Here is a 12,664-nt window from a genome sequence, read left to right on the forward strand (position 1 = left end):
GATTTTGCGATAGGTCATGGCGTGAAGGGGAGGGTTATCCCTGAGGCCTTGACGATGCTTCTGGCTCTTTCCCTGACCGGTTGTTCCTTTGCGCCCGATTATGTTCAGCCATCCCTGCCGGTGCCCGACAGCTATGCCGTGGCGACGCCGGCCGGGGCTTCGCTGGCCGGGCGCGACTGGGAGCAGGTTTTTCCCGATCCCGAATTGCGCAGGCTGGTCGCCCAGGCGCTGGCCAATAATCGGGACATTCGCATCGCCGCCGCCCGCGTGGCGCAGGCGCGCGGCGCCTGGCGGATCGAGGGTGCCTCGCTCTATCCCCAGCTCGATGCGGTGGCGACGGGCACGCGCGGCCAGGCCTTCTACAGCCTGCCGGTGATCGGCGACCAGATCGTCGACGTGAAATCGATCACCGCCCAACTGAGCGCCAGCTGGGAAATCGATTTCTGGGGCCGGCTGCGCAATCTGAAGGAGGCTGCCCGCGAACAGTTTCTGGCGTCGGAGGAATCCCGCCGGGCGGTCGCGACCGACCTGATCGCGCAGGTCGCGCTCGGCTATCTGCTGGAGCGCGAATATGAGGAGCGCGCCGCCCTTACCCAGCAGTCGATCATCACCCGGCAGGAAACGCTGCGCATCATGCGCCGCCGCTACGAGGTGGGGTCGGGGTCGAAGCTGGACCTGGCCCAGTCCCAGGTGCTGCTGGCGCAGGCGGATACCACCATGCATGTGCTGAACCTCGACCGCGCGGTCAATCGCAACGCGCTGGCGCTGCTGGTCGGCCAGCCGGTGGAGATCGCGCCCGGATCGCTGCGGCTGGCCGGACCGGGCGGCGATTATCAGGTGCCCGCCGGCCTGCCGTCCGAACTGCTCACCAACCGGCCCGACATCGTCGCGGCCGAGCATCAGCTGCGCGCCGCCAATGCCAATATCGGCGCTGCCCGCGCCGCCTTCTTCCCCAATATCAGCCTGACCGGCGCCTATGGCACGACCAGCCCGGATCTGGACGGGCTGTTCGGCGGCAATAGCGAGGTGTGGAGCTTTTCGCCGACGATCCGTCTGCCCCTGTTCAACGCGGGCCGGCTGAAGGGCAATCTGGACGTGGCGCAGGCGCGCCGGGACGAGGCCATCGCTACCTATGAAAAGACGATCCAGTCCGCCTTTCGCGATGTATCCGACGCGCTGGTCCGGCGCCGCCAGATCGCCCTGCAGATCGGCACCACGCGCCAACTGGTCGATGCCCAGCGGGAACGGGCGCGCCTCGCCCAACTACGCTTCGACAATGGCCGCTCCACCTATCTCGAAGTGCTCGATGCCCAGCGCGACCTGTTCGATGCGGAACAGGCGCTGGTCCAGCTTCGTCGGGGGGAACTCTCCAGCATCGTCAGCCTCTATGCTGCCCTGGGTGGTGGCTTTGTTGTCAATCGCGGCATCGCGGCCGCCCCGTCCGGGAACCAAGGGGAACCATGAGCATGAACAAGCGCTGGATCGTCAGGGGCCTGATCATCGCGGCGGTTGCCGGCATTGCCTTCCTGCTCTGGACATTGCTGAAGCCGGCCGGCCTGCCCGAAGGCATTGTCGGCGGCAATGGCCGGCTGGAAGCGACAGAAATCGACGTCGCCTCCAAGTCTGCCGGACGGATCAAGGATATCGTCGCGGATGAGGGGCAGCTGGTGAAGGCCGGCGAGATCGTTGCCCATATGGATGTCGACGTGCTGGACGCACAGCGGACCGAGGCCGTTGCGCAACTGGCAGAGGCGCAGAATGCCGTCCTCGTCGCTCAGACCCAGGTCGCCCAGCGCGAGAGCGAGAAGGCCGCGGCCCAGGCCGTGGTGCGCCAGCGCATCGCCGAACTCAACGCCTCGCGCAAGCGCCTTGCCCGGTCCGAAACCCTGGCCCGCGAAGGCGCGACCGCGGTGCAGGAACGCGATGACGACGCCGCCCAGACCGAAGGCGCCGCCGCTGCCGTGGAGGCGGCCCGTGCCCAGCTCGCCTCGGCCGAGGTCGCCATCACCAATGCCCGCAATCAGGTGATCGGATCGCGATCGCGCGTGGAGGCCGGCCGCGCCACCATCCAGCGGATCGAGGCGGACATCAACGACAGCAGTCTGCGCGCGCCCCGCGACGGCCGCGTCCAGTATCGCGTCGCCCAGCCCGGCGAGGTGGTGACGGCCGGTGGCCGGGTGCTGAGCCTGGTCGACCTGTCCGACGTGACGATCAGCTTCTTCCTGCCCGCCACCGCCGCCGGCCGTGTCGCCATCGGCAGCGAGGCGCGGATCGTGCTCGATGCCATTCCCGACTATCCGATCCCGGCGCGGATCAGCTTCGTCGCCGACGTCGCCCAGTTCACGCCCAAGACGGTGGAAACCCAGAGCGAGCGCGAGAAGATGATGTTCCGGGTCAAGGCACGGATCGATCCGGCGCTGCTGCGCAAGCATATCGCCCAGGTGAAGACCGGCCTGCCCGGCATGGCCTATGTCCGGATCAATCCGGGCGTTGCCTGGCCCGCCTCGCTCGCGGTCCGCGCCCTTCCCGAAGGATCGCGGGCGGTCCAGTGAACCAGCCCGCCCCCATCGGCGCGCCAACGGTCGATCCGGTCGTCCGCCTGTCCGGCGTCCGCCTCCATTATGGCAAGACGCAGGCGCTGCGCGGCATCGATCTCGACATACCGGGTGGGCGGATGATCGGCCTGATCGGACCCGATGGCGTGGGCAAGTCCAGTCTGCTCTCCCTCGTCGCCGGCGCCCATGTCATTCAGGATGGCGATGTCCATGTGCTGGGCGGCGACATGCGCGACAAGCGCCATCGCAGCGATGTCTGCCCGCGCATCGCCTATATGCCGCAGGGGCTGGGCAAGAATCTTTATCCCACCCTGTCGGTCGAGGAGAATCTTCAGTTTTTCGGCCGCCTGTTCGGCCATGATGGGGCGGAGCGGCGACGGCGGATCGATGCGCTCACGCGGGCAACTGGACTTGACCCGTTTCTTGCCCGGCCGGCGGGCAAGCTGTCGGGCGGCATGAAGCAGAAGCTCGGCCTGTGCTGCGCGCTGATCCATGATCCCGACCTGCTGATCCTGGACGAGCCGACCACCGGCGTCGATCCGCTGGCCCGCGCCCAATTCTGGGATCTCATCAACGATATCCGCAAGACCCAGGCGCAGATGAGCGTGATCGTCGCCACCGCTTACATGGACGAGGCGCAGCGTTTCGACTGGCTGATGGCGATGGATGACGGGCAGATCCTCGACACCGGCACCCCGGCCGAGATTTTCGCGCGCACCCGCACCAGTTCGCTGGAGGAAGCCTTCATCGCGCTGCTGCCCGAGGAGAAGAAGCGCGGTCATGAGCCGGTCATCATCCCGCCGCTCGAAGCCAGCGAGGATGACATCGCGATCGAGGCGCAGGGCCTAACCATGCGCTTTGGCGATTTCACCGCGGTCGATCATGTCAGCTTCCGCATTCGCCGGGGCGAGATATTCGGCTTTCTGGGGTCCAATGGCTGCGGCAAGTCGACCACCATGAAGATGCTGACCGGCCTCTTGCCCGCGACCGAGGGCAAGGCCTGGCTGTTCGGCAATGCAGTGGACCCGGACGACATGTCCACGCGCAAGCGGGTCGGCTATATGAGCCAGGCCTTCTCGCTCTACACCGAACTCACCGTCCGCCAGAATCTGGAATTTCACGCCCATCTCTTCCATGTCGCGCGCGAGGATATTCCCGCCCGCGTCGCGGAAATGGCCGATCGGTTCGATCTTGGCCCGGTGATGGAGGAATTGCCCGACAGCCTGCCGCTCGGCATCCGCCAGCGCCTCAGCCTTGCGGTGGCGATGGTCCACAAGCCGGAACTGCTGATCCTGGACGAGCCGACCTCTGGCGTCGATCCGGTGGCGCGCGACGGCTTCTGGCGATTGCTGGCGGAGCTGTCGCGCCGCGACAAGGTCACGATCTTCATCTCCACCCATTTCATGAACGAGGCGATGCGCTGCGATCGCATGTCGATGATGCATGCCGGCCATGTGCTGGACAGCGATGCGCCCGCGCGCCTGATCGAGAAGCGCGGCGCCCCTGATCTGGAACAGGCCTTCATCGGCTATCTGGTCGATGCCGGCGGCGACACCCGCCCGCCCGACGAGGAACGCGCGCTCAAGGACATGGCGCAGGCGGAACATGGCACGATCAGGCGCGGCTTCAGCCCGCAACGCGCGCTCACCTATGCCTGGCGCGAGACGCTGGAACTGCAGCGCGATCCGGTCCGTGCGACGCTCGCGCTGATCGGTTCGCTGATCCTGATGCTGGTGATCGGCTTCGGCATGACCACCGACATCAACGAGCTGAACTATGCCGTGCTGGACCGCGACAACAGCATCCTCAGCCAGAATTATGCGCTCGACATTTCCGGCTCCTCCTATTTCGTCGAACATGCGCCGATCCGCGACTATGACGATCTCGACCGGCGCATGAAGGATGGCGAACTGGCGCTGGTGATCGAGATTCCGCCGGGCTTCGGCCGGGATATCGCGGCCGGGCGGCAGGTCACGGTCGGCGCCTGGTTCGACGGCGCCAATCCGCAGCGCGCCGAAACGGTGCAGGGCTATATCCAGGGGCTGCACCAGCATTGGCTGAGCCAGCAGGCGGCCGCGCGCGGCAGCGCGGTTGGCAGCAGCTTCTCGATCGAGAACCGCTATCGCTACAATCCCGATGTGCAGAGCCTGCCGGCGATGGTGCCGATCGTCATCCCGCTGCTGCTACTCATGCTGCCGGCGATGCTCACCGCGCTGGCGGTGGTGCGCGAAAAGGAGATCGGGTCGATCATCAACCTCTATGTGACGCCCGTCAGCCGCAGCGAATTCCTGCTCGGCAAGCAGCTTCCCTATGTGGTGCTGGCGCTTGTCAACTTCCTGCTGATGGTGCTGATGGCGATCTTCATCTTCGGCGTGCCGGTGAAGGGCAGCTTCCCGACCTTGCTGCTCGCCGCCGCCATCTATTGCGTCACCGCGACCGGCATGGGCCTGCTCGCCTCGGCCGTGACGCGCAGCCAGATCGCCGCGATGTTCCTGGCGATGATCGGCACGATGATCCCGGCCACCACCTATGGCGGCATGACCGACCCCGTCTCCTCGATGGAGGGCAGCGCGCGGATCATCGGCGACATCTATCCTGCCAGCCACATGTTCACCATCAGCCGCGGCGTCTTTGCCAAGGCGCTGGGCTTTTCGGACCTGGCTGGCTCCTTCCTGCCGCTCGCCATTTCCGCGCCGCTGATCGTCGGGATCGCGATCATGCTGCTCAAAAAGCAGGAGGCCTGACGTCGATGCTGGCGACGATTTCCAACATCTACCGGCTGGGTGTGAAGGAGCTGTGGAGCCTGTGGCGCGACCCGATCATGCTGGTGCTGATCCTGTTCGTCTTCACCGTCTCCATCTATACCTCGGCCAATTCCAAGCCGGAAACGCTGCACAATGCAGCCATCGCAATCGTCGATGAGGATGAATCGCCCCTGTCGCAGCGGATCGTCGCCGCTTTCTATCCGCCGCAATTCACGCTGCCCCGGATGATTGCGCCGGCGCAGATCGATCCGGGCATGGACGCGGGCGACTTCACCTTCGTCCTCCACATACCCCATGGCTTCCAGCGCGACGTGCTGGCCGGCCGGACGGCGGAAATCCAGCTCAACACCGACGCCACGCGCATGAGCCAGGCATTTTCGGGCAGCAGCTATGTGCAGCAGATCGCGACCGCCGAAGTGAATGAATTCGTCAACCGCTATCGCGCCAATAGCGTGCCAAAGGTCGACCTGGCGGTGCGGGCGCGCTTCAACCCGACGCTCAACCATACCTGGTTCGGTGCGCTGGCACAGATCATCAACCAGATCGCGATGCTGTCGATCATCCTCACCGGCGCGGCGCTGATCCGCGAGCGGGAACATGGCACGATCGAGCATCTGCTGGTGATGCCGGTCACCCCGTTCGAGATCATGCTGTCAAAGGTCTGGTCGATGGGGCTAGTCGTGCTGCTCGCCTCTTCCCTGTCGATCAATCTGGTGGTGCAGGGGCTGATGCACGTGCCCGTCGCCGGATCGCTGGCGCTCTTCTTCGCGGGCGCCGCGCTGGTGCTGTTCTCCACAACCTCGATGGGCATTTTCCTCGCGACGCTGGCGCGCAACATGCCGCAATTCGGCATGCTGATGATCCTCGTGCTGCTGCCGCTGCAGATGCTGTCGGGCGGCACCACCCCGCGCGAATCCATGCCCAAGCTGGTGCAGGATGTGATGCTGTTCGCGCCGACCACCCATTTCGTCGAACTGGGTCAGGCGATCCTGTTCCGGGGCGCCGGCATTGGCGTCGTCTGGCCGCAATTCGCCGCCACCGCCGCGATCGGCATCGCCTTCTTCCTGATCGCACTCACCCGCTTCCGCCGGACGATCAGCGCCATGGCCTGATCGTCCGGCCGCTCTTCACGGCGCCAGCCGGTCCACGCTCAGGCGCTGGCCGCCATATTCGGCAAAGCCCCGGCTGCGCGGCTCGCCATCGGCTTGGGGCGTGAAGTCGATCGCGGCGGGCTTGGGGCCGCCCAGCGGTCCGAATGTCATCTGCAGCTTCATGATGCCGGGGCAGGGGCCGGTCAGGCGGATATCCGCTTCGTAGCTGGACTGGCCGCGCATGTTGATCTGCGTCGTCTCGCGCCCGCTATAGACCTGCTTTCCGTCGTCGCTGAAATTGACATAGATTTTCTCGATGGCACCGCTCGTGCGCCGATAGAGAATATGCCCCGACCGCCGGCCATAGACCTTCACGTCGATATTCTGGCTCTTGCCCGCCAGCGCCGGCAGGGTGGACAGGTCGGTATCGCCATAGGGCAAGCTGTCGGGCACGGCGCGTGGGGCGACCGCCGGCCCGGCCTTGTATCCGGGCAGGGTGACGATCTGGACCCGCTTGGTCTCGCTGCCGCGCAGCCCCTCGATCCATGTCGCCCGGCGGCTGTCGGGATGCCAGGACATGGGCGAATGGAAAACCCAGTCGGCCTGGCTGCTGAGGTTCGCGCCCAGATAGCCCGCCTCGCGCTGCGACCGGGCGATGTCGATCAGCGCCGGCCCGACATTGCCTGGCCGGGCCGTGCGCACGCCGGTGACGGCATAGGTATAGGCGAACATGCTCAGCCTCATGTTCAGGCTGTCGGGATAGGGGCGGGGCATCAGCCCCAATATCGCCGGGTCGGTCTGCGAAAAGCGGGTGGTCATCACCATGCCCAGCCGCTCGTCCGGCGAGAAGATCGTCGTCTCGGTATAGCCCGGCGTGTCGGTGATCGGCGTCACCTTGCCGCTCGCCAGGTCCATCACCACCGAGTCGGGCAGGTCGCGCTTCACCGCGCCGACCAGCGACAGGGCGCTGCCGCCATGGACGAACTGCTTCACCTCGCCGCCGCGGATCGGCGCCGGGATGACGCCATCGGCATGGGCCGGATCGGGGCGGAAGGGATCGCTGCTGCTGATGATCTGCGGCCGGGTGACGACATAGCCATCCGGGTCGCGCGTCAGTTCGCCGGTCAGCACGGCGGCGGAATAATTGGCGAGCAAGGTCGTCCAGGCGATATGGCGATTGTCCGGCGCCACCACCATTTCCGACCAGCGATGCCAGATATGCGCGCCATCGGCCACCTGCGGCGGATAGGTGACCGGCACCAGTTGCGCCTGCGTGCAATCGTCCAGGCTGGTCGGGCATTCGATCACGAAATCGCCCAGGAAGATGCGCTTATTGTCGGCAAACACCATGTAGCGGATGCCATTATCCTTCGGCCGGGCGGGGATCGTCCCGCTGAAGATCGGGCGGATATGGCTGCCATCATCGTCCATGATGGCGAGGTTGATCTGCCGCGGATCGCTCTCGCCCGGCCGGGCATAGGTCAGCAATATCCGGCCCGACGGCGTGTAGGTGGCGCTTTGCGGCCGCATGTCGGCGGGCAATGTCAGGGTGCGGATCACCGGCTGGCCGAACAGCGCGCCATCCACCCCAGGCCGGGCCAGGGTCGGTCCGCCATCCAGCGCCAGTCCGCCGATCAGGACGGGCAGCATGGCCAAGATAGGCAGCCGGCGGGAAGGGGGCATGGTCACCAAATTCTCTCCTCGTCTCGGCCTTGGCCCAGGGGCGCGGCGCGGCCGTCCACCCTGCTGATGGCACCTGCCCGCCGGCCGGCAAGCGCCAATCCGTTACGCGGAAAGGGGGCTTGCCAATGTCCCGCAAAACCGGGCATTTTCCAGCCGGCGCTTCGCGAACGGGCAGGGCGACAAGCGGGGCGGAGAGGGCCGATTTTCAACCGACGCATCTTGCTGGAGCTGTGGGCGATGCTGCTGCTGGCCGGCATCATCGGCTTCATGGGGCCGTTCGGCACCTATATGCGCGACGGTCTGCCGGGGCGGATCGGCCATTGGTGGCTGCTGCTGATGGGGGCCTATATTCTCGTCCGGCCGGCGATCTGGCTGCTGCGCCGGCTGGCGCAGCGGATCGACCTGTCGGTGTCGATCACCGTCTTTTCCGGCGTGTCGCTCTGCGTCGTGCCGCTGGCCTTCCTCTGGCGCAATGTCGGCCGCACCGCCTTTCGCGACCTGGACGGCTTTACCAGCCTGCTGCCCTTTTCCTTCCTCTGCGCGCTTGCCGTGCTGGTCGTCACCCACTGGGCCGAACAGACCGACCGGCGGTTGGCCCAGCGGGGCATCCTGCCGCCGCCCGCCGATGCCCCGCCTCCCGAAGACGCTGCAGCCACATCCCCGGCCGAACCCGCCCTGCGCCATCGCCTGTCGGCCGGCTTTGCCGGGCCGATCCTGGCGCTGCAGAGCGAGGATCATTATGTCCGCGTCCATGGCGCGGGCGGCAGCGAATTGCTGCTGATGCGGTTGCGCGACGCGATTGCGGAAATGGAGGGAGTGGCCGGCGCGCAGGTGCATCGCAGCTGGTGGATCGCCCATCGCGCCATCCTGCGCTGCGATCCGGCCGGGCGCAGCTGGCTCATCACCCTGGATGGCGGGCTCAGCGTCCCCGTCGCGCGCGATTCGGTCGCCCGGCTGCAACGGGCCGGCTTCCTGCCCGCGTCCTGACCGGCTCTGGCGGGCAAAAGAAAACCCCGCCGGAGCAAGCTCGACGACGGGGCCAGGTTCAGGTAGGTGTCACTCCAAAGGGGGGAAGAGTGACAGGACCAATCTAGGAAAGCGCGCGTCCCTTTCAACCATCGGCCGCATATTTTTGTTGGCGGCTGCGCCCATGCCATCGGCCCTATCGCACGGCTGAACCCGCTATTTCGGCCATTTCCGCTACGGTAACCGGCCATGTCGTGAATATGGCTGAATACGTATGCTGGAATCTGTGCAGAGGGACGGGCGCGGCGCTATTTGAACCAGACCGACACATGTCGGCAAGAAACGCTCAAGATGCGTCCTGGGGAGGATCACTGTCATGCATCAATTCCGTCATACCGTCCTGCGCGCTGCGCTGCTGGCAGGGGCTTCCTTCTCGCTCGCCGCGGTCGCCCATGCGCAGACCGACGCCGAAACCGCGACGCCCGCCGCACCCGCCGCCGGCGAATCCGAAGGCATCGTCGTCACCGGCATCCGCGCCTCGCTCGCCTCCGCCGCCAAGGTGAAGCGCGATTCCGTGCTGATCGTCGATTCCATCTCGGCCGAAGATGTCGGCAAGCTGCCCGACGTGTCGATCGCGGACTCGCTCGCCCGTCTGCCCGGCGTCACCGCCCAGCGCCTCGAAGGCCGCGACCAGCGCCTGTCGATCCGTGGCCTTGGCCCGGACTTCTCGACCACGCTGCTCAACGGCCGCGAACAGGTCACCGTCGGCGACAATCGCGGCGTCGAATATGACCAGTATCCCTCGGAATTCTTCCAGAACGTCAATGTCTACAAGAGCGCCGACGCCGCGCTGATCGCCGCCGGCATCTCCGGCACGGTCGACCTGCGCATGCTGCGTCCGCTCGACAAGAATGACCGCATCCTCGCCGTGTCGCTGCGCGGCCAGATGAACGGCATGGACAAGCTCAATCCCGATGGCGAACGCTATGGCTATCGCGCCTCGGCCACCTATGTCGATCAGTTTGCCGACGACACGCTGGGCCTGTCGCTGGGCTTCGCCGCCTCGCAGACCCCGTCGCAGAATGAGCGTTTCAACGCCTGGGGTTATCCCACCGATGCCGACGGCAATCTGATCATCGGCGGCGCCAAGCCCTATGTGCAGTCGAACCTGCTCAAGCGCTATGGCATGGTCGGCACGCTGGAATGGCAGCCGAGCGACAATTTCCACTCGACCTTCGACGTGCTCGCCTCGCATTTCGAGGAAGAACAGCGCCTGCGCGGCATCGAATTCCCGCTCGTCTGGGGCACGGACGTCGGCGTCAGCGACGTGACCGTCGAAAATGGCTTCGTCACCGGCGCCACCTTCTCCAACGTCTATGGCGTCCAGCGCAACGACTATAACAAGCGCAAGGCCGACACCATCTCGCTCGGCTGGAACAACGACATCCGCCTGAACGATCGGCTCAAGCTCAATGTCGATGCCAGCTGGTCGCGCGCCAAGCGCACCGACTTCCTGCTCGAAACCTATTCGGGCACCGGCTATCTGCGGTCGGGCGTGTCCGACACGGTGCGCGTCGAGCGCCAGTCGAACGGCCTGTTCAGCATCGTGCCGACGCTCGACTATACCGACACCAACGTCATCAGCCTGACCGACCCCAATGGCTGGGGCTATAACGGCACCACCGCTGTCGTGCAGGCGGGCTTCCTCAACCGGCCCAAGTTCATCGACGACATGAAGTCGTTCCGCGCCAACCTGGTCGGCGACATTTCGGGCAGCATCTTCAGCAACTGGGAAGTCGGCGGCAATTACAGCCGGCGCAAGAAGACCAGCGCCTATACCAGCTATTTCCTCTGCCCCACCGGCGGCACGGACTGCACCATCGCCAATGGCACACCCGGCTCGGCGCCGGTGCCGCAGGAGGCACTGCTCGGCAAGAATGTCTCGCTCGACTATCTGGGCGTGCCGGCGATGCTGACGCTCGATCCGCTCTATCTCTACAACAACACGCTCGACGCCGTGTTCGACAATCGTCCCTCGTCGCTGGTGCGCGACAATGTCGTGAAGGAAGATGTCTTCACCGGCTATGCCAAGATGACGCTGGACGGCGATCTGGGCGGCAAGCCGCTCAAGGGCGCGATCGGCGTGCAGGTGATCCACACCCGCCAGGCATCAACCGGCACCATCTCCAACTTCTCCAACGGCGTCGTCACGGTCGTCCCGGCCTCGGGCAAGGAGAGCTTCACCAATTTCCTGCCCAGCGCGCAGCTCTCGGTCGAGCTGGAGCCCGGCTTCTTCGTGAAGATGGGCGCGGCCCAGACCATGGTGCGTCCGCGCATGGACCAGGAACGCATCAACCAGGAATATAATTTCAACCTGGCCAATGTCGGCCTTGGCTCCGACCCGCAATATAGCCCGTTCAGCTCGAACGGCGGCAACATCGCGCTGCGTCCCTATCAGTCGACCAATATCGACCTGTCGATCGAGAAATATTTTCCGGGCGGTGGCTATGTCTCGCTCGCGGGCTATTTCAAGAATCTGACCGACTTCGTCGATCCCAACAACAATATCGCCTATGATTTCTCGGACGTGCTGGCCTCGCTGCCTGCCGACATCCGCAACCAGATCATCGCCGACGGCAGCTATATCGGTCTGCTGAAGGCTCCGGCCAACACCGGCAAGGGCACGATCATGGGTGCGGAAGGCACCGTCTCGCTGCCGTTCAAGGTGTTCAGCGAGACGTTGGACGGCTTCGGCATCTTCGCCAGCGGCTCCTACACCCACAGCGAAGTCAAATATGGCAGCAACCCGACCGATGTCGTCACCCTGCCGGGCCTGTCCAAATGGGTCGCCAGCGGCACGGCCTATTATGAAAAGAGCGGTTTCCAGGCGCGCGTCTCCTATCGCTATCGCTCCTCCTTCCTGGGCGAAGTGGCCGGCCTGTCGGCCGCGCCGACCTTCCGCACCGCCAAGGCAGAGGGCATTCTCGACGCGCAGATCGGCTATGAATTCCAGTCGGGGCCGCTCACCGGCCTGTCGATCCTGCTGCAGGGCAAGAACCTCACCGACCAGCCCTTCGTCACCTATCAGAATGGCGATAAGCGCCAGGTGATCGACTATCAGCGCTACGGCCGCGATTATTATCTGGGCCTGACCTACAAGTTCTGATCGGCCTTCGGCCGACCGGGCAAGTTCTGACCGGCCTTCGCGCCGGTCGGGCAAGTCCTGAAATTCCTCCCCGGATTGCCCGACTGCACGCGGGCAATCCCCCTCCCCGGACCGCCACCCCTTAGAGGGGAGGGCGGTCCGTTTTTCTTTGGGGGGGAAGGAGGGGGAGGCGCGTGTCGCTCCTCGCTCGTCATGCCAGTGAAGGCTGGCATCCCACTGCCTTGTTTGCGCCCAAGAAAAGAGAGATCCCAGCTTCCGCTGGGATGACGAATGTGGGCGGGGCTTGGGCAATCCTCTAGGGGCGATCGACATTCAGATGATGACGTGACGAAAATGGTGGTTTTCCGTGACCCGGAGCGCAGCGTACTCAAAGTACGTGAGCACCGGAAGCGCGGAGAACCGCCATTTGCAGGCCGTCAGGGCTGAATGTCGATTGTC

At 65.2% G+C, this 12,664-nt stretch carries 7 protein-coding genes; 6 read left to right on the forward strand and 1 reads right to left on the reverse strand.

Annotated elements, in window-relative coordinates:
- Nucleotides 1-54: 54 nt before the first annotated feature.
- Genes AC13EK_RS08865 through AC13EK_RS08880 form a run of 4 tightly spaced genes read left to right on the forward strand, consistent with a single transcriptional unit; the run spans nt 55 to nt 6,432 of the window.
- Nucleotides 55-1,464: an efflux transporter outer membrane subunit gene (locus AC13EK_RS08865; RefSeq protein ID WP_069335641.1), complete on the forward strand. Its 1,410-nt coding sequence runs from the start codon at nt 55-57 to the stop codon at nt 1,462-1,464.
- Nucleotides 1,461-2,552: an HlyD family secretion protein gene (locus AC13EK_RS08870; RefSeq protein WP_069335637.1), complete on the forward strand. Its 1,092-nt coding sequence runs from the start codon at nt 1,461-1,463 to the stop codon at nt 2,550-2,552. The genes AC13EK_RS08865 and AC13EK_RS08870 overlap by 4 nt, the downstream gene beginning before the upstream one ends.
- On the forward strand, nt 2,549-5,299 hold the full coding sequence (gene rbbA / locus AC13EK_RS08875; protein WP_170828615.1) for a ribosome-associated ATPase/putative transporter RbbA: 2,751 nt from the start codon (nt 2,549-2,551) through the stop codon (nt 5,297-5,299). The genes AC13EK_RS08870 and rbbA overlap by 4 nt, the downstream gene beginning before the upstream one ends.
- 5 nt (nt 5,300-5,304) lie before the next feature.
- On the forward strand, nt 5,305-6,432 hold the full coding sequence (locus AC13EK_RS08880) for an ABC transporter permease (protein WP_017500701.1): 1,128 nt from the start codon (nt 5,305-5,307) through the stop codon (nt 6,430-6,432).
- 15 nt (nt 6,433-6,447) lie between these two features.
- On the opposite strand, the gene AC13EK_RS08885 is transcribed toward AC13EK_RS08880, so the two are convergent.
- Complete coding sequence (locus tag AC13EK_RS08885; RefSeq protein WP_483022165.1) at nt 6,448-8,061, reverse strand: hypothetical protein; 1,614 nt, start codon at nt 8,059-8,061, stop codon at nt 6,448-6,450.
- Nucleotides 8,062-8,331: 270 nt separating this feature from the next.
- Between AC13EK_RS08885 and AC13EK_RS08890 the strand changes: the two genes are divergently transcribed.
- Complete coding sequence (locus AC13EK_RS08890) at nt 8,332-9,081, forward strand: LytTR family DNA-binding domain-containing protein (RefSeq protein ID WP_069335638.1); 750 nt, start codon at nt 8,332-8,334, stop codon at nt 9,079-9,081.
- A gap of 355 nt (nt 9,082-9,436) precedes the next feature.
- Nucleotides 9,437-12,226, forward strand: coding sequence for a TonB-dependent receptor (locus AC13EK_RS08895; RefSeq protein ID WP_037520141.1), 2,790 nt, complete (start codon nt 9,437-9,439; stop codon nt 12,224-12,226).
- The last annotated feature ends 438 nt before the right edge of the window (nt 12,227-12,664 follow it).

The sequence above is a fragment of the Sphingobium sp. L-44 genome (assembly GCF_056859495.1).

Bases quoted from the DNA above. Each gene is read 5' to 3' on its own strand.
- AC13EK_RS08865 (WP_069335641.1), top strand. From the start codon at position 55: ATGCTTCTGGCTCTTTCCCTGACCGGTTGTTCCTTTGCGCCCGATTAT.
- AC13EK_RS08880 (WP_017500701.1), top strand. From the start codon at position 5,305: ATGCTGGCGACGATTTCCAACATCTACCGGCTGGGTGTGAAGGAGCTG.
- AC13EK_RS08885 (WP_483022165.1), bottom strand. From the start codon at position 8,061: ATGCTGCCCGTCCTGATCGGCGGACTGGCGCTGGATGGCGGACCGACC.
- AC13EK_RS08890 (WP_069335638.1), top strand. From the start codon at position 8,332: ATGCTGCTGCTGGCCGGCATCATCGGCTTCATGGGGCCGTTCGGCACC.
- AC13EK_RS08870 (WP_069335637.1), top strand. From the start codon at position 1,461: ATGAGCATGAACAAGCGCTGGATCGTCAGGGGCCTGATCATCGCGGCG.
- AC13EK_RS08895 (WP_037520141.1), top strand. From the start codon at position 9,437: ATGCATCAATTCCGTCATACCGTCCTGCGCGCTGCGCTGCTGGCAGGG.